This is a genomic window from Microbulbifer maximicatervae (SeqCode), assembly GCF_052467385.1.
The window spans coordinates 4,004,170-4,022,424 of sequence record NZ_CP174311.1 but is presented as its reverse complement, the minus strand read 5'-3'; the positions used below and the strand labels follow the sequence as shown (position 1 = coordinate 4,022,424).

At 52.5% G+C, this 18,255-nt stretch carries 14 protein-coding genes; 8 read left to right on the top strand and 6 right to left on the bottom strand.

Annotated elements, in window-relative coordinates:
* The first annotated feature begins 12 nt into the window (after window positions 1–12).
* Window positions 13–777 carry a slipin family protein gene (locus tag ACJJIR_RS17225; protein WP_413664548.1) on the top strand — a complete coding sequence of 255 codons (765 nt, stop codon included), beginning with the start codon at window positions 13–15 and terminating at the stop codon, window positions 775–777.
* A gap of 61 nt (window positions 778–838) precedes the next feature.
* On the opposite strand, the gene pgi is transcribed toward ACJJIR_RS17225, so the two are convergent.
* From pgi to nhaC, 4 genes are all read right to left on the bottom strand, one after another.
* On the bottom strand, window positions 839–2,464 hold the full coding sequence (pgi, locus tag ACJJIR_RS17220) for a glucose-6-phosphate isomerase (RefSeq protein ID WP_444906261.1): 1,626 nt from the start codon (window positions 2,462–2,464) through the stop codon (window positions 839–841).
* A 320-nt stretch (window positions 2,465–2,784) separates the two neighbouring features.
* Window positions 2,785–2,979, bottom strand: coding sequence for a hypothetical protein (locus ACJJIR_RS17215; RefSeq protein ID WP_157533369.1), 195 nt, complete (start codon window positions 2,977–2,979; stop codon window positions 2,785–2,787).
* Window positions 2,980–3,443: 464 nt separating this feature from the next.
* The gene (locus tag ACJJIR_RS17210; protein ID WP_444906260.1) at window positions 3,444–4,490 is read right to left on the bottom strand and encodes a DUF3549 family protein; all 1,047 of its coding nucleotides are present in this window, start codon (window positions 4,488–4,490) and stop codon (window positions 3,444–3,446) included.
* A gap of 19 nt (window positions 4,491–4,509) precedes the next feature.
* Window positions 4,510–5,976 carry a Na+/H+ antiporter NhaC gene (gene nhaC, locus ACJJIR_RS17205; RefSeq protein WP_444908431.1) on the bottom strand — a complete coding sequence of 489 codons (1,467 nt, stop codon included), beginning with the start codon at window positions 5,974–5,976 and terminating at the stop codon, window positions 4,510–4,512.
* Window positions 5,977–6,289: 313 nt separating this feature from the next.
* Here nhaC and ACJJIR_RS17200 point away from each other — a divergent pair, with 313 nt between their 5' ends.
* From ACJJIR_RS17200 to ACJJIR_RS17175, 6 genes are all read left to right on the top strand, one after another.
* On the top strand, window positions 6,290–7,459 hold the full coding sequence (locus tag ACJJIR_RS17200) for a 1-acyl-sn-glycerol-3-phosphate acyltransferase (RefSeq protein ID WP_444906259.1): 1,170 nt from the start codon (window positions 6,290–6,292) through the stop codon (window positions 7,457–7,459).
* 92 nt (window positions 7,460–7,551) lie between these two features.
* On the top strand, window positions 7,552–9,687 hold the full coding sequence (gene dinG, locus ACJJIR_RS17195; protein ID WP_444906258.1) for an ATP-dependent DNA helicase DinG: 2,136 nt from the start codon (window positions 7,552–7,554) through the stop codon (window positions 9,685–9,687).
* Between the two features lie 91 nt (window positions 9,688–9,778).
* A complete protein-coding gene (locus ACJJIR_RS17190) occupies window positions 9,779–10,102 on the top strand; it encodes a YqcC family protein (protein WP_282934088.1) in 324 nt (107 codons plus the stop codon).
* Between the two features lie 232 nt (window positions 10,103–10,334).
* Window positions 10,335–11,018: an ATP-dependent zinc protease family protein gene (locus tag ACJJIR_RS17185; protein ID WP_413664553.1), complete on the top strand. Its 684-nt coding sequence runs from the start codon at window positions 10,335–10,337 to the stop codon at window positions 11,016–11,018.
* Window positions 11,019–11,073: 55 nt separating this feature from the next.
* Window positions 11,074–12,606: an inactive transglutaminase family protein gene (locus ACJJIR_RS17180; RefSeq protein ID WP_108731979.1), complete on the top strand. Its 1,533-nt coding sequence runs from the start codon at window positions 11,074–11,076 to the stop codon at window positions 12,604–12,606.
* A gap of 8 nt (window positions 12,607–12,614) precedes the next feature.
* Entirely contained in the window at window positions 12,615–13,610 is a 996-nt protein-coding gene (locus ACJJIR_RS17175; RefSeq protein WP_444892899.1) for an alpha-L-glutamate ligase-like protein, read from the top strand.
* Window positions 13,611–13,669: 59 nt separating this feature from the next.
* Here the strand turns inward: ACJJIR_RS17175 and ACJJIR_RS17170 are convergent, their stop codons facing one another.
* Complete coding sequence (locus tag ACJJIR_RS17170) at window positions 13,670–14,833, bottom strand: acyl-CoA desaturase (protein WP_444906257.1); 1,164 nt, start codon at window positions 14,831–14,833, stop codon at window positions 13,670–13,672.
* A gap of 470 nt (window positions 14,834–15,303) precedes the next feature.
* Between ACJJIR_RS17170 and ACJJIR_RS17165 the strand changes: the two genes are divergently transcribed.
* Window positions 15,304–17,343: an ATP-binding protein gene (locus ACJJIR_RS17165; protein WP_444906256.1), complete on the top strand. Its 2,040-nt coding sequence runs from the start codon at window positions 15,304–15,306 to the stop codon at window positions 17,341–17,343.
* 58 nt (window positions 17,344–17,401) lie between these two features.
* Here the strand turns inward: ACJJIR_RS17165 and ACJJIR_RS17160 are convergent, their stop codons facing one another.
* Window positions 17,402–18,205: an inositol monophosphatase family protein gene (locus ACJJIR_RS17160; RefSeq protein ID WP_282934081.1), complete on the bottom strand. Its 804-nt coding sequence runs from the start codon at window positions 18,203–18,205 to the stop codon at window positions 17,402–17,404.
* Between the last annotated feature and the right edge of the window lie 50 nt (window positions 18,206–18,255).

Here is an 18,255-nt window from a genome sequence, read left to right as displayed (position 1 = left end):
AAGGAGAGTCCAATGATGCTCAGTTATTTTTTTGGGATACTGGTAGTCGCACTCATACTGCTACTGATGTATGCCATTCGTATTTTGCGGGAGTATGAGCGCGCAGTGGTATTTTTCCTGGGGCGTTTCCAAACAGTGAAAGGGCCAGGACTGATTATAATCATTCCCATTGTTCAAACTATGGAGCGCGTGGATCTGCGCACTGTGGTGATGGACGTACCCACCCAGGATGTTATCAGCAGGGATAATGTCTCAGTAAAAGTCAACGCAGTGGTTTATTACCGGGTAATTAATCCACAGTCTGCAATTATTAATGTGGAATTTTATCACGAGGCTGTAAGCCAGTTAGCGCAAACTACATTGCGTTCGGTACTGGGTAAGCACGAGCTGGATGAGATGTTATGTGAGCGAGACAAGCTAAATGTAGATATCCAAAAAATACTCGATGAGCAAACAGATGCCTGGGGTGTAAAAGTTACTAATGTAGAGATTAAGCATATCGATCTTGATGAAAGTATGGTGCGGGCTATCGCACAGCAGGCAGAGGCGGAGCGCGCGCGGCGGGCTAAAGTTATACACGCAGAGGGGGAGGCGCAGGCGGCTTTAAAGCTGACTGAGGCAGCGAATCAATTATCGAAAAATGCCAACGCGATTACTTTGCGATATATGCAAACCATGATTGATATTGCCGGCGCAAATAACAGCTCTACAATTGTATTTCCGTTGCCACTGGATCTAATTGAGCCAATGCTGAAGCGGGGCTCTGCATCCAGTTAACGATGTCCTTAGCAAAGATCAAAAAAGGCCGCACTAATTAGTGCGGCCTTTTTTGTAGAGTTTAGAGCAGCTTTTTCATCAGGCTGCGGGTTGAACTATCCCAGTCATCCTGAGGAATTTCACCCTTGGCAGCCTTATGGATTTTTGAACTCAACTGCTTACCAAGTTCGACGCCCCACTGATCAAAGGGGTTGATCCCCAGCAGGCAGCCGCCAACGTAGACCTTGTGCTCGTACAGTGCCAGGAGCGAGCCCAGGTGGAAAGGATCTAACTTTTCCAGAATCAGGGTGTTGCTGGAGCGATTACCAGGGATTACTTTATGTGGGGCTAGGGCGTGGGCCTCACGATGAGTGTGACCAGCTTCTTCCAGCTCCTGGCGGGCCTCATGCAGGCTTTTGCCTCGCAGTAGCGCCTGGCTCTGGCTAATACAACAGGCCTGCAGCCAGCGGTGCTGTTCGAGGAGTTCAGACGTCGGTTCCTTGACTGCGATAAAGTCTGCTGGAATAAGGTCGGTTCCCTGGTGCAATAATTGGTGGAAAGAGTGTTGGCCATTCGTACCCTCACTGCCCCAGATAACGCTGCCACTGGGGTAGCCCAGCGCCTGCCCGTCCTTGTCGACACTTTTACCCAGGCTCTCCATATCCAGCTGCTGTAACCAGGCGGGGAATCGGGCCAGGCGCTGCGCGTAGGGCAGCACGACATGGCTGGTCGTATGCCAGCACTGGCGATACCAGAACTGGGTCAACGCCATCAGTACGGGTAGATTGGACTCCAGTGGAGTAGTGGCGAAGTGCTGGTCCATTGCATTGGCGCCTTGCAGAAGCTGTTCAAAAACTTCATAGCCGCAAGCAAGAACAATGGGCAGGCCGATAGCAGACCAGAGTGAGTAGCGACCACCCACCCAATCCCACATTGGGAAAATATTCTCAGGAGCAATTCCGAAATCCTGAGCAGCAGTAATATTACTGCTCACCGCAACAAAGTGTTTGGCCAACTGCGACTCATCGCAACCGGCAGATAACATCCAACGGCGTGCGGACAGCGCATTTTCACGGGTTTCCAAGGTGGAAAAGGACTTGGAAGCAATTACAAAAAGGGTTTCTTCCGCATCGATACCAGCCAAGGTGTCGCTAAGGTCTGCGCCATCGATATTTGCTACAAAGTGCACATCGATAGAGTCTTTGTGCCAAGGACTGAGGGCCTCTACCGCCATGCGCGGACCCAGGTCGGAACCGCCGATACCGATACTCACGATATGGCGGATCGGTTTATCTGAGAAGCTGCGCCAGCTATGGTTGTGCACCGATTCGGCAAACTGTTTCATTTGCTCGCGGCAATCTTTTACCGCCCGCTCTTGTTCAGTTTTCGGTTGCCCCTGAAATCGCAGTGCGGTGTGCAGGGCAGGGCGGTGTTCGGTATTGTTGACAATGGCCCCGTTCACTAGCGCAGTAATTTGGTTGTTCAGACCCTGCTCTTCTGCATATTCCAACAGCAACTTAAGGGTGTCTTCACGCAAGTGGTTCTTACTGTAATCCAGATAGATTCCGGCTGCGTCTGAGCTGAACTTATCTGTCCTTTGGGGATCCGTTGCAAACAGCTCTCTCAAGGACCACTTATGTTGGTCAAAATGGGACTTCAACCGTGAGATTGCCGCTACACGGCTTAAAGCCAGGGTTTCACTAGTCATGGTATTCGGTTTGTTCTCTTCTGAGCCTTTTTATTGCCACTTGGCTAAAACGTACACAAATCAAATTTTATTTATTATTTCTGGGCGGCAATGCTAACGGCATTTTCTTTGCCGGGCCAGCGCCGCGGGCATCACAGTCTATTACAGGGAATGTTTCGAGATAAGGAACTGTGTGGGGAAAGACAAATGCCGCTCGTTAGAGCGGCATTTTGTGGTGATCCATACTAAATAAGGCTTTGTAAATCGGGTGTCTGTCAGCGGTGATTTGGTCAAAACTTCATTTAGTATGAATCACCACGCTGTCGGGCAAGAAAAAGATTTTACTTGACCACCTTCATGCAGCGCACTCTGTCGGAAGCCATCCAGCAGTCGGCATCTGCAGGACAAGCCATGGATAGAGGAATTTGTTCAGCGCCGGGTGGGCAGTAAGCTGGAGGTGCCGGAGGGCTACAGCAACCTGCAAGAACCAGTGCACTGATAATTCCAATTAAGTACTTGGCTGGAGTGAAATTCATCCCCTAACTCCTTTCCGTTGATGTTAGCCATTAGCATAGCCAATAAAACGTCACCTGTTGGTCAGCTTTGTAAAATCTGTTCTACAAAGGTACCGCCTATTTGAGTGTAATAGGCGTTGGGTTTAAATGTCTGTCAATGATCAAGTTATGAAAAGAGGTGCGCCAATTTATTTTAAAAAACTACTTAAATAAGGGCTTTTTTAAAAAATGTGGTTTGTGCTGACCATTTTTTATGGTGAATTTCGGTTGTTTAATCTACGCGCTGAAACTGATCGCGCCAGTTTTGAGGCAGACTCTAAGAATTATTATTGTGGCTGACAATGCCGCTTGATGGATTGGGGAGTTTTTTTGCGATGCAAAGAAAATGGTTTCACGAGTAAGAGTTTTTTCTGTTAAAAATTCTCACTCGTGAAAGTAGCTTTAATGGGTGAGGGAGCACCAGCTGAGGCGTTATCTTTAGGCCTTCAGTGTGTCGGTTTGGGTCCGTGCAAAAAATTGCCAAAGGCTACTGCGAGACTTTCTTTTCTTGCCGGGTCACGGAGAGCACTCAATAGGGCGATCCGCACTTTCGGAATGAACATTAAATCGGAAAGCAGTAAGTTAAAAGTCTGCTGGTCAGCGGCATCGGCCAGCTTGCCAACCCACTGTGCGGCCAATTCTTGTCCTTCCAAATCTTGGACGCAGCGACTGCCTATTGCGGCCAGGACTTCTTTATTCCGGTTGCTGGCATCTTCAGCCAAAAGTGACTGTATAAATGCCTGTCTCAATCCTGTGGCTGGTGAGTGAGAGATACCCCTGATAGCAGCAGCGGCCACCGAGATATCCGGCGTGTTTGCGGTCAGTTCTTGCTCTGCTCGCTCAATAATGGCTGCTGCAAGACGGTGGTCGACCGGCTGGTTTTCCAGGCAATGGCAAATGTTAATAAAAACCGGAGCCGCGACTTTTCCAATCTGGCGCATTAGCAAAGTGCTTTCTTTTTCCCAGCGCACGGCCAAGTCGGCAATCCCTTGCAGCGCAAGGTTGTCCCAGCGGTGATTTTCCGGGTCGCCAAAATAGCGCAGGACAGGCTCGTAATGTTCGCTGGGCTGGCGGCCCAGCAGAAGCGCTGTTTGGGAGTGAAATGCTGCCTGCCGCTCAGTTGATGGGGTAAACAGCAAGCCACTTTGCTGCAGCAGCTGGTCCAGCTGCGCAGCAGATTCAGAAGCGGGTCCCTGCTTGAGTTCCTGTGCCAGAGCGCGAAGTAATCCATCTCGGGCTTGAAGTTGCAGCTTGCCCTGCTCGTCCAGCGGAAAGCGCAGGAACCAGACGATGGGTTCACCGCCTTCGGCTGGTTGCAGCAGCAGGCCCGTCCAAGCCTGGCGCAAGTATGGGTGTGGCCAGGGAGCCAGACCTGCTTCGAAGGATGCCGCAGTGGATTTCGAAACCGACTGCAAGCGCCGGCCCAGATTGAACCAGCGCAATTTGAAGTCAGCCTGCTCGATCAGGGCGCTTAGGGTACCGCTTTCACTCATAGGGGTTTTGTCTATTTCCTTAAGATGCCGTAGCCGCTACAGAAATGGGCTTCTGTTTAAAGTGCAGCCAGCCATAGGCGATCGCCAACAGAGGGCAGATAATATTGAATAGGGCAAAAGGTAAATACTCCCAGGTAGCAATACCCAGTGTTGCCGCCATAAAGGCACCACAAGTATTCCAGGGAATCAGCACAGAGGTGATGGTGCCGGAATCCTCGAGGGTGCGAGACAAGTTAAGCCCGTGTAGGCCCTTTTCCTTGAAGGCTTCGCGGAACATACGGCCCGGAATAATAATCGCCATGTACTGATCGCCTGCGGCCAGGTTCATTCCAAAGCAGGTGAAGACGGTGGCAGTTACCAGGCCGCCCACTGTTTTAACCAGTGACAAAACTCCCTGGACGATGACCTGAAGGAATCCGGCCCGCTCCATTGCGCCGCCGAAGGCCATGGCGGAGGTGATTAGCCATACGGTGTTGAGCATGCTGCTCATACCGCCTTTGGACAGCAGTTCAGCCACGTTCTCGTTGGTGGAAGTGGACTTATAGCCATCGAACAGGCTGTACCAGGCGCCCTTCAGGGGGGCCAAAGCACCTTCACCGCCACCGAGGCGACGGGCGGCTTCCGGTTCGAAAATCAGTGCGATGGCACAGCCAACCAGGGAGCCAATGATCAATGTTGGGAAAGCGGGGACTTTGCGCCAAGCCATTGCTAGCAGCAAGACCAAAGGCAGCAAGCTAACCAGGGAAATTTTGAACTCGCTGCTAAGCGCGGTGAGCAATAATTCGATATCAGTTGCGGACGCAGAACTGGCTTCAGAGGTAAAACCCAGGAAAGCGAAAACTGCCAGGGCGATCGCGAAGGCCGGGATCGCTGTGGACATCATATGACGAATATGCTGAAACAGATCATTGGATGTTACCGCTGCGGCCACGTTGGTAGTGTCAGATAGCGGAGACATCTTATCGCCGAAGTAGGCGCCAGAGATTACGGCTCCGGCAGTGACCTCAAGGGATAGGCCCAGAGCGCCGGCAATTCCCATCAGTGCCACACCTAAGGTGCCCGCTGTGGTCCAGCTGGAGCCAATACTCAGTCCTACTACGGCACAAATAATACAGCTGGCGGCGTAGAACCACTGTGGCGATAGAATCTGCACGCCGTAATAGATCATTGAAGGCACTGTGCCGGCCAGAATCCAGCTACCGATAAGTGCACCTACAGACAGTAGGATCAGAATAGCGCCAAATACCAGGCCAATGCCATGGAGCATCCCACCTTCCATGTCGTTCCAGCTGTGTCCGTTCTTCATCCCCATTAGGGCCACAACGCAGGCACAGAGCAGTAGCGCTATTTGATTGGGACCGTAGGAGGAGTCTGCACCGTAGAAATATACGGATAGTGACAACAGGGCGACGAGAATCCCGAGAGGGATCAGGGCGTCCGTTAAGCTGGGAGCGCGCGGCTCTGAGCTGGGGTTGGATTGAGACAAGGTGAACTCCTGCTTGACTGCGTGGCTAGCGCCGTATTCGTTATCGTTGTTTTGCCGTCGGCGGCGGTTAATAGCCTTATTCTCATAGCTTGGGGCGGTGAAGTCCACTTTGTATCATCGCACCATCGCTGTATTTTGGCGTTGACTTGGTCGTCGAAACCGGATTTATCACTGCGGTCAACTATCTGGTCGGGTCCAGTGCTGGCAGTTCGTCGACGCTTCCGGTATGTTCTGCGCCCAGTAGTCCCGGCTGACCCAGCCGCAAAATAAATAAGTGCGGGCCGTCTGAGGCAGGCCCGACAGGTAGTATTTCATGAGAGCAAGTGAGTTAGACCCCTCTCAATTCGAGGATATGCGCCCCTATCGCGATGATGAAGTGCGCGAGGTTATCAAAAGGCTAATTGCCGACCCGGAAATGTCCCACGCAGCTGCGCATTTCCTTGTCCCCAAACTGGCTCAGCTGGAGGGCGCCGTCGCCTGGTTGGTACGTCAGTTTCTGCGCTTTGAACTGCGCAATGTTCGCAATGTGCGGGATCTTCAAGAGATTGTCGGCAAATATATGGAGAAGGTGATCAAGCGCACCACCTCCGGCCTGAGCATTTCTGGTCTGGACACCCTGCCCAGGGATCGCGCCTGCCTGTTTGTCAGCAATCACCGCGACATCGCTATGGACCCGGCGCTGATGATTCAGGCGATGTTCCGCGAAGGGCATGAGACCTCCCGCATTGCGATTGGAGACAATCTGCTCAGCAAGCAGTTTGCCAGCGACCTGATGAAGTTGAACAAGTGCTTCACCGTGGTGCGCAGTTCTGGCAGTCGTCGGGAAAAGCTGCAGGCAGCAACCCAGTTGTCCAATTACATCTATCACTCCATCGTCAACGATAACGAGCATGTGTGGATCGCACAGCGTTCCGGGCGCGCCAAAGATGGCCTGGATCGCACCAATCCAGCACTCTGCGCCATGTTCGCCATGACTAAGGACCGGGAAACGCCCTTTGCCGATTTTTGGCGCAAGTTGCATATTGTTCCGGTGTCTATTTCCTACGAATGGGACCCCTGTGATGCACAAAAGGCCAAGGAAATTTACGTTACCGAGCACAAGGACGAGTACAAGAAGGGTAAAAACGAGGACTTGGCCTCGATTGGTAAGGGCATTGTCGGTCACAAAGGCCGTGTACATGCCACCTTCGGCACGCCGATTGAAGGTGATTTTAACGATGTAAACAGCCTGGCTGAAGAAATAGATCGACAAGTTATCGGCAACTACACACTGCATCCATCCAATATGATTGCCTACGAGATAGTTTACGGTGAGGTTCCGCAATTACCGGTGGGATATCCGGCTAAAGCCTGGGACCCCGCTGCACATAAAGAAGAGCGGGAGAAGTTTGAAGCGCGCATGGCTCGGGTCGATGAGCGCTGGCGCGACAAGGCTATTCAGGCCTACGCTAACCCCGTGGTATCTCGCCTCGCCTATGAGTGAGGCCCGCTGAGTTCAGATGCTGGTGGGGAGAGGGCGCTTAGTGGATAATAGCGCCCCCTGCGCCAGCCACTTAGCGAATAGACCTCACCCCCGTGCTCAACGAAAAACACAAAAGCGCCATTCAGGGCGCCTATAGCCAATTTCTGTCCGGCCGAGGGCTGAAAGCCCGCTATGGGCAGAAGCTGATGGTAGCCGCCATTGCCCGATCCCTGGGTTCTATCACCCAGAATGCCAGTGGTGAGCGCGATAGCGACAAGACCGATGGCGAGCATATCTGTGTGGTTGAAGCGGGTACGGGTACCGGTAAAACCGTTGCTTACCTTCTCGCCTCTATTCCCCTGGCCCAGGCCCAGGACAAGACCTTGGTGATATCCACCGCCACGGTGGCCCTGCAGGAACAGATTATCCACAAGGACCTGCCAGAAGTTGCTCGTCACAGCGGGCTCAAATTTGAGTTTGCCCTGGCGAAGGGCCGTGGCCGCTATCTCTGCTTATCCAAGTTGGATCAACTCTTGTCCAGCTTTTCTGCCTCCGGCACTGGCCTTTCCCTTGGTCTCTATGAGGATGAGCTCCCGCAGGTGGAAGCGGAGAGTGTCGCTCTCTACCAGAAGATGACGGATAGCCTGACATCGGGTACCTGGGATGGCGATCGGGATAACTGGCCGGATACGATCGAGACGGATGATTGGAGTCGGGTTACCACTGACCATCGCCAGTGCAGTGGCCGCCGCTGCCCCCATGTCACCAATTGCAGCTTCTTCCGAGCGCGAGAGAGCCTGGGCAAGACACAGGTGATAGTTGCTAACCACGACCTGTTGCTGGCGGACCTGGCCCTGGGTGGTGGCGCAATTCTTCCGCCCCCGGAAGAGACTATCTATGTACTGGATGAAGCCCACCATCTACCGGAAAAGGCTCTCAATCATTTCTCTCACCACAGTCGCGTCGGGGCTTCTACCGGTTGGTTGGATCAAACCAATAAGGCCCTGGGGCAGATGCTGGGTGAGATTGGTGACGGCGCCCAGATCGACCGCTGCGGCGAGCAGCTGCCGGCGGTTCTCACCTCTGCCAAGCAGGGGTTGGAGCAGATGTGGCCGCTGATTGAAGAGTTGTGTGAATTTGAAGATGAGCGGGGCAATACCACCCGCCATCGCTTTGAAGGTGGGGTAATCCCCGATTCCATGTCGCAGCTGGCGGAAAAGCTGCGGGAAGACTTTGATGAGTTGGAAAGCCTGCTCAGCAAGATGTTGCAGACCGCCCAACGCATGATGGAGGACGGCCACTCGCCGGTACCCCTGGCAGATCTGGAGCGCTGGTACCCCCAGTTGGGCAGTTGGCATGGGCGCGCTGAGGCCAATCTTCTGTTGTGGGCGAATTACGCCCGTGCCGATGCTGATGGCGCATTGCCCCAGGCGCGCTGGGTCACCCTGGTGGACTGGGGCGGCTCCACAGATTTTGAGGTTTGCAGCTCACCGATACTCGCAGGCAAAACCCTGGAGTACAGCTTGTGGCGCCGCTGTTACGGCGCGGTACTGACTTCGGCCACACTCACAGCTTTGGGGAAATTTGATCGTTTGCAAATGCGTGCCGGTACTCCAGACAATGCCAGCTATCAGGTGGTGCCGAGTCCTTTCGATTTTTCCCGTGCAACACTGCAAGTGCCCCCGGAAGCTGTAGATGCGGGCAATGCAGAGCAACACACAGACGCCATTATCGATGCGTTGCCAGACCTATTGAAAGGGGAGGGTGGCGCTCTGGTGCTGTTTTCCTCCCGGCGCCAGATGGAGACGGTTTACGAGGCGCTCCCTGGTACCTGGCGCAACCGAATTCTGATGCAGGGGCAGCAATCCCGCCAGCAGTTGCTGGATAGCCACCGTGAGATTATCGATGGCGGTGGCAGCAGTATCCTGTTCGGGCTTGCAAGTTTTGCTGAGGGATTGGACTTGCCTGGTGACTACTGCCGCCACGTGGTTATTGCGAAACTGCCTTTCGCGGTGCCCGATGATCCGATTGAGGCGGCGCTGGCGGAGTGGATTGAAGCTAAGGGCGGCAATCCATTTATGCAAATCACAGTGCCGGATGCAGCCCTAAAATTGGTGCAGGCCTGCGGGCGCTTACTGCGGGCAGAAGGGGACAGCGGCACAGTCACTTTGCTGGATCGCCGAGTGGTTACCCGTCGCTATGGTCAGGCAATACTCAATTCACTGCCGCCCTTTAATCGAAAAATTTAGAAAATCTTTAGTCGTATTTGCGCTGTTACTCAGATTGGGCAGGTGGCTATTGCGTATTATCACGGCTGTAAATGTGAAGGTTCTATGAGTTATGCAACCTATTTATTCTGAAATCGCTGATCAGCTCCTGTTCCTTGAATCTGAACTGCGCAGCCTGCAGGTTTGGCAGGATAATGCGCCACCCGCAGAAGCCCTGGCCAGCACCGAGCCATTTTGTGTGGATACTTTGACCTTGCCCCAGTGGCTTCAATTTATTTTTTTGCCGCGTATGCAGGTCCTGATTGAAGGGGAGATGCCCCTACCGGGCCAGTGTGGTATTGCTCCGGTTGCCGAAGAGTTCTTCAAGGGGCGGGATGATGCTGCGGCACTGCTGGCTATTTTGGAAACTATCGACCAGCGCCTGCAGCAGGGCTAACCAGCTTCTGATCCCCAGAGCCCAGTGCTCTCAATCACTCTGGGCGGCATGTCACATTGTTAGTGTTGAGTCCCGCGACTCAGCGGACATCGCTGTGCAGTGGCCGCGCTCATGAGCTAATATCGACCTTTTGCCTGAGGCGGGGAGCAATTTCTCCGTCAGATAAGCGAACACCGCGCGTTTGTAGCGGTCCGAATGGCATTGCTAATGGGGCTTGAGGTAATTGGTCGGTATGCAGAGATTTTCCCTTCTGTGGTTAATGTTGACGCTTTCGGTGCTCGCCGGTTGTGAGTCACTGATGTATCCGGGGCGGGACAGGGCCGCTCAACCAGCGGAAGTTGCACCACCGGTAGAATCACCAGATTCTGCGATGCAGTGCCCAGAGCCTGCGGAAGTGATTTGTGCGGAACCGGAAGTGAAGGTTGTTGAGCGGGTAATCGAACGAACTGTAGAAAAAGTAGTCGAAGTGCCCGTTGCCAAAGATAAGTTGGTTTTGGGATCGGTAGAAGAAGTGGCCATAGAGCCTCCCGGCCTGATCCTGGAATCCGTTGTCGATACAGGTTCACCAACCTCCACACTGCGGGTCAGGAAGCTGACTCCTTTCGAGCGGGATGGCAGGGACTGGATCAGGTTCCAGATTGTTCAGTCGAGCAAAATGGACCCGGTCTCGGTAGAGCTGCCGATAAAACGCCATGTTCGAGTGGAGCGCCTGGGCTTTGATAATCAGCGCAGGCCGGTAGTGGAGCTTAACCTGACTGTTGGGCGTATAACCCACCAAGTCGAAGTTAACCTGACCGATGAGGGCGGCTCTGATTTATTGATGCTGCTGGGACGCAACTTCCTCAAAGATGCCGCTGTTGTCGATGTGAGCCGGCGCAATGTCCAGGGCCAACCCCAAATAGACGGGGTTAAATAGGCCAGTTATCCAATTGGGTTCCTAATTGGGACCTCAGAGTTACGGGGAATGGCGAATGTCGCCGCGTGTCCAAGTTTATGTAATTGCGGCGTTACTCGCATTGGTAGGAGCAGGCCTGACCGCCTATAAAAACCTTGAGTTGGGTTTTCCGCTGTTGCCGGGTGAGTACCGCACCGTGTGGACTATCGAAGCAAAAGTGGGTTTCGATGCCGATGGCGGTCCGGTAAAGGCCGCACTGACCCTCCCGCGCGAACAGCGCAATATGGAAATACTGGGGGAGACCTTCAGTTCCTCCGGTTTTGGTTTCTATATCGCGAGAGAAGATGATGCCTATCGGGCCATTTGGTCTCGCCGGGCCGCAAGAGGCCCCCAATCTCTCTTCTATCAGCTGGATGTCTACCAGCGTCCCGGTGCCGCGCTGGCGCAGCCTCTGGATCTGAGCACTGAGATACAAAAACCCTTCCTGGGGGCCCGTGAGCAAGAAGCGGTACGCTTGGCGATTTACTCCCTGGTTGAACAGGCCCGCGAGCGCTCTTCTGATGTGGAATCTCTCACTACCCAGTTACTATTCGAATTGAATGACGATGAAAATCAGGATCGCAACCTGATCTTCCGTCATTACGCTGACCGCTCTTTTGTGGATGTTGCCTTGCTTGTACTGGCCACAGCCGATATCCCCGCCCACCGTATTCGCGGCCTCTACCTGGAGGATGATCGACGTCGACTATCTCCAGAAGATCTGCTTGAGGTCTATGATGGCAAGCGTTGGATCGTGTTTGAACCCAGCAGTGGCCAGCCTGGTGTGCCGGAAAATTTCTTTATTTGGCAGCGCGGCGGCAAGAGTCTTTTAGATCTTGAGGGCGGTCGTAACTCCCAAGTGACTTTCTCTGTGATTGCCAATGATGTCCCCGCTCGCGATGTCTCTATGCGCAGCACCAAAGATGAGAAAGATGCGCTGGTGGATTTCTCGATCTACAGTTTGCCCATTGAGCAGCAGAGTATTTTCAAGCTGATTCTGCTGGTGCCTGTGGGGGCCCTGGTGGTGGTGCTGCTGCGTGTGTTTGTAGGTCTGCGCACCTCCGGTACCTTTATGCCGGTACTGCTGGCAATTGCCTTTATCGAAACCCAGCTGATTACCGGTTTAGCGATTTTTACTTTGATCCTGATCCTCGGCCTTTGGGTGAGGTTCTATCTCAGTAGGCTCAATTTGCTATTGGTATCGAGGATCGCCGCCGTCGTGGTGACGGTGGTGATAATAATGGGGGCAATCAGTGTGGTCAGCTATAAGCTGGGCATTGAGCAGGCTCTCACAGTGACATTCTTCCCGATGATTATCCTTGCCTGGACTATCGAGCGTATGTCGATTGTGTGGGAGGAGGATGGCCCCTACGAAGTGGTGGTGCAGTCCGGGGGCAGTTTGTTAGTGGCGATACTGGCTTGGTGGGTAATGACCAACCGCTATATTGAGCATTGGACGTTCAACTTCCCCGAGTTACTGTTGGTATTGCTGGCCTTTATTCTGGTGGTGGGCAACTACACCGGATATCGACTCAGTGAGTTGATGCGTTTCCGTCCGCTGGTTCGCTAGGGGGCGTTATGCTGCAGTTTTCAGTTAAGCATATCTTCAATAAAGTTCGCGGCGGAGTGGTATCTCCGCTGACCCTGCGCCGCATGGGGGTGTTAGGGATGAACGCGCGTAATATTGACTATATTGCGCGCTATAACGACCGCAAAAAATATCCCATCGTCGACGACAAGCTAAACACTAAGCGCGCGGCTAAAAAAGCGGGAATTCCTGTGCCCGAGTTGATCGAGGCATTTGAAAGCCCTGCCAGCCGCAAGCGAGTTATGGAGGTGATTGACCCTCTATGGCAGTTTGTAATCAAGCCGGCACGGGGCTCGGGTGGTAAAGGTATTCTCGTTATTGCCGGTCGCAATGGCGACAAATATAAAAAGATATCCGGTGCTGAAATTGATGCGCTGGATATCTTGCGGCACGTGAGCAATATTCACAGCGGCCTATACAGTCTCGGTGGCAAACCCGACAGGGTGATGGTGGAGGCCCTGGTGGACTTTGACCCGGTCTTCGATCGCTACTCTGTTGAGGGTGTGCCTGATGTGCGGGTTATTGTTTTTCGCGGTTATCCGGTGATGGCCATGCTGCGCTGCTCAACCCACGCCTCAGATGGTAAAGCCAATTTGCACCAGGGCGCTGTAGGTGTTGGTATCGACCTGGCCACGGGCAAAAGTTGTCATGCGGTAATGCGCGGGTTGCGAATTGACCAGCACCCGGATACTGAAGTGCCTTTCGATGCATTGCAGGTACCGGGTTGGTACGAGTTGGTCCGCTTGGCGGCAAGCTGTTACGAAATGACTGGGCTGGGTTATTTAGGCTGTGACATTGTCCTGGATCGTGAACGTGGCCCCCTCTTATTGGAGGCTAATGCGCGCCCGGGATTGGCAATCCAAATCGCCAACGGTGTTGGCTTGCGCGAGCGCTTGGGCTTTATCGAAAAATTTGATGAAGAAATGTTCAGGAAAAATGTGGATGAACGGGTGGCATTTTCCATGCGCAAATTTGCCAGCGACTAGGAAAGCCCGCTAATAGTTTATCGATTTTATTATCTTGCGAAGCAATACCTATTGTCTGGTTAGGGAGTGGCCGCTCCTTCGCTTGGTCGAATTTTTTCAATTAGAACCTTTAGGCGTTTTCCTTGCATTTTGAGTCCATATTCAAGTTCTTGGATTTTCGTTTGGATCGAAGTGAGTTCCCACTCGCTGGGTGGCTGACCATGTTTTTCTCCATGGCGTAAAAATTGAAGGGATTTCCAGTTCTTCAATAACTTGGCGAATCCACGAGCCTCACTTTCCAGAACCTCTTGCCAGCTCTCTTTATCTTTAATCTTTTCAATTTTCTCCCTGGCTTGTTTGAAAAGCTGCTCTACCTTTACTTTTTGGATCTGAATAGGTGGAGCAACCCTTAAATTATAGGTGAGTCCAACAAGGCTCAATGATTTGATCAACCATTTGGTAGGGTCATACTGGAACCAGCGAATACCACTTCGATAATCTATCTGAAAGGTGTGGTGATAGTTGTGATAACCCTCGCCAAATACAAATAGGTTGAGGAAAGCGTTATCTCTTGCGCTGATTGATCCCTTATAGGGGCGCCGGCCCCATAAATGCCCAAATGAGTTAATCATAAAAGTCGTGTGATGATTAACCACAAGGCGCAATACTCCGGCCAGTAAAATCATACCGAGAACGTCTCCAGTAATGATCCCCAAGATTATAGGTAGGCCAAGGTTCATGGCGATAATGATGGGAACATAGTTATTGTGTTGCCACATTACCAACTCGTCCCTTTGAAGATCCTTAACATTTTTGTAATCGAGATAACTGCTGGGATATTCGTGCATCATCCAGTCCATATGGGAGAACCAGAAGCCGCGCCCTGCTGAATAGGGGTCTCGATTGTTATCGTCGATAAATTGGTGATGGTATCTATGGCTTGCACACCAATTTAAAGTGGTGTTTTGCATGGCTGCCGCACTGAATAAAATAAATAAAAGTCGAATTGACCAGTGGGCTTCGTAGCTTTTGTGTGACCACAACCTGTGATTTCCTGCTGCTATAGAAAAGCTGCAAAGTGCACCAAAAATGGCAAATGCAAGCCATTGATACCAGTGGTACCCGTAGACAAATCCATAAATCGGTACTGCGGTAAGTGCTAACAAACCTGTGCTGGCAAATAAAATTGTGGGAATCCAAAAACGTTTTCGCTGATTGCTGGAACTTAGAGGAGTTGCGTTCATAGCAGGCCCCCTTTATTGAGTATTGCCCATGACTATTTTGAGATAGGGGTGAAAGTATTTCCTTTGGCCAGATTTTACTTTCTCTTCGTAGCTTTTCACTTGAATGCATTGTTTTGGTGCATTTTGGCCATCTGAAGGATCGCATTGGTTCGCTATTCCACAGAAGCGCTGGAGTATGAAAGCTAAGGCCTTAAAAAACGCTGTTTTAAAAGTTGGCATAAGGGTTGCATTGGTAAAGGTGCGGGGCAAAGGACCCGCATTTCGGGAGAGTTTCTTAGGGTTATGGCAAACCATTAACACTGGGTGACTTCCCGTTTTCTCTCATCATCGCTGATTACGGCCCCGCATTGCGGGGCCTTTTTTTTGCCCGCACTTTGCGCAAAGCTCATAATGCTTTAGTTTAGGGTCTCCCAAGGCGTCCCCAAATTTGACGGCCCCGGGAGAGAGGCTCTCTTTTATGGCAAGGATGCATGAGCCAGGTAATTAATGAGCTAATTTCGATAGTCGAGCCCTGTGTGTCAGAGTCACTAACCCCAAATCCGTCCAGCGTAGTGTTCCAGTTGGCAACCAGCGATGAGCTCTCTTCTTTGGATGCATCGCGCCTGCCTCGTCATACCGCTTGTTTGCAAGATTTGTTTTTGGATTCAGATTGCGGGTTGTGGGAGTGGCATCCGGATTCCGGTGCCCAGCGTGCTCAGGGTGAAATTTGGCTCCTGTTTGCAGAAACTGCAGAACTCTCTTTGACTTCCCTGTGGACGGGTGATGAATTGCGTTCGGTTCACTCTGATGAGCGGGATCGAATTATCACTGTGCGGCGTCGTCTTACTAACAAAGGTGGATACTTCGATACTACTTTTCGGGCCTACGACAGTTTCGGTCAGCTGCGCTGGTTACGATTGCGGGGACGCGCAATAAACCTCGAGGATGACAGTGGATTTGTTGTGATTGGAAGTTGCGCTGACTTCACTGAAACCTTGGCCCAGCGCTACCTATCCAACCTGCCTGGCGAGCGCCCCTTACAAACACTGTCTGGAGTTGGCGATGGTTTATGGGAGTGGGATCTACGCGCAGATGAAATGGTGCTTGATGATGCCTGCTGGGGGATTCTGGGTTACGAAGTGAGCCCGATACGCAGTATCGGTATTTCAGCCGCGGAGCAGTGGAAGGCTCGAATTTTAGCGGAGGACTTCCCTCGGGTTGAGCAGTCCATGCGGGATCATGTGCGCGAGGGGTTATCGCTCGATGTGGAATTTCGCATCTGGCGTTCGGATAGCAGTGTGGTTTGGGTTCGCTGCCGCGGTAAGGCCCAATTAAATAGTCGCGGTCAGCCCGTGCGGGTTTTGGGAGTTTTACAAGACGTCAGCCGCAGCCGGGAAAGACTTTCGCAAATGGAGCGGGAGCTGGAGTTGCAGCGGGAGGAAAATGCGCATCGGGCAGATTTATTGTTTAGCCTGAGCCATGAATTACGCACGCCACTTAATGCAATTTTAGGTTACAGCCAAATTGTCGAATTAGATCAGAGTCTCAACGCAGACCAACGTCAGCGCTTATCAGAAATTCGTCGCGCGGGGCAGCATTTATTGCATTTGGTCGGCGATGTATTGGAGCTGGCCAGAATCGACAGTAGGCGTTTGGGCCCCTCGATGGAATTGATTCGGCCGGCTGATTTGGTTGCAGAATGTAAACGTTTGCTCGAGCCCCTGGCTGAAACCCGTCGTGTCAGTTTGATGTTTGAGCCTCTTGGCTGGGAGTCCGCTTATATTTGTGCGGACCCTGTGCGCTATAAGCAAGTTGTATTGAACCTGGCGGGCAACGCGGTGAAATACAATCGTGAAAATGGCCGTGTCATTATTAATTTTACGCCGCAGGCCGATGGCTGGTTGAGGCTGAATATTTTGGATACCGGCAAGGGGATTGCAGCAGAGAGGCGCAAAGAAGTTTTTGAGCCCTTTAACCGTCTGGGGGAGGAAAAAGGGCATATCGAGGGTACGGGTGTCGGTCTTGCAATTGCCAAGCGTCTGGCGGAGGCGATGGGGGGGCGGATCGATTTTGACAGTCAGGAAGGGCAGGGGTCGGTATTTTGGGTTGAATTCCCAATGGTTGATGCTGCGGAGTCTTTCCTGTCATTTGCAAGTTCTGTTGATGCCCCGTCAACATTACCCGACTGTATATTGCTGCTAGTGGATAACCGCCCTGAAAGTGTGGCTCGGGTGGAAAAACTTTTGCAGGGGGCGCCGCAAGTACAGCTTTCTGTGGCCGCAGATGTTGTTGAGGCCATATTTATGGCGCGTACCCAAGCACCGGATGTGGTGTTATTTCACAATACCTTACCGGGAATGTCGGTTGGGGATTTGGTAAGTATCCTCAAGCAGGATCAAGTCACTCAAAAAACCTGTTTGGTGGTTATGGGAGGAGAGTCTTCCTCGGGGGTGACAACCGCTTTGCCGGATAACTTTGATCGACCGCAGCTTGCGCGAGTTTTGATGGAGTGTTTGACGGGGAAGAGGTGAGTTGGGCTTTTGGAATCAGCACCCCGGCATCTTATTTGCCGGAGTGCCGTTCAGGCTTTTAGCGTATGTGCCCCATATGTTTGCCCACGATTTTCACCAGGGGCTTAAATACTTTCGGAGTTGCACAGACCAGGTGGCCGGAGTCCAGGTAGTCTTCACCACCGCGGAAATCGCTGATCAGGCCGCCGGCTTCTTTGACCAACAAGGAGCCCGCTGCGATATCCCAGGTGTTCAGGTACATTTCCCAGAAGCCATCGAATCGCCCGGCAGCAACATAGGCAAGATCCAGAGCTGCAGCGCCGGGGCGGCGGATTCCCGCAGTTTGCCCAGCGATATCTTTAAGGGCGGCTAGGTAGGCGTCGATGTTATCCAACGGCAGGCCGTTGAAGGGAATGCCGGTGCCAATCAGAGAGCCGCGCATGCCTTGTCGCGAAGAGACGCGGATACGGCGGCCATTCAGGGCAGCGCCGCGACCGCGACTTGCGGTAAATTCTTCGCGTTTGATCGGGTCCAGTACGACTGCGTGCTCAATGCGGCCGCGATAGCGACAGGCGATAGAAACAGCGAACTGTGGGACGCCGTGGATAAAATTGGTGGTGCCATCGAGGGGATCGATAATCCACTCGTAATCGGGCTCTGCGCCCTCTTGCAGGCCGCTTTCTTCAGCGCGGATGCTGTGCTTGGGGTAGGCCTTGCGCAGGTGATAGATAATTTCCTGTTCGCTGGCCTTATCCACTTCAGTAACGAAATCGTTGCGCGTCTTTTCTTCGAATTTCATCAGGTCGCCGCGCTCCCAGGCCCGTTCGATCAGTTCTCCTGCCTTACGCGCCGCGCGCAGGGCAATATTTAGCATGGGTTCCATAACTATTCCGCACAAAGTGGTTAAAGGGGTTAAAAAGCAGGCCGCAGGTT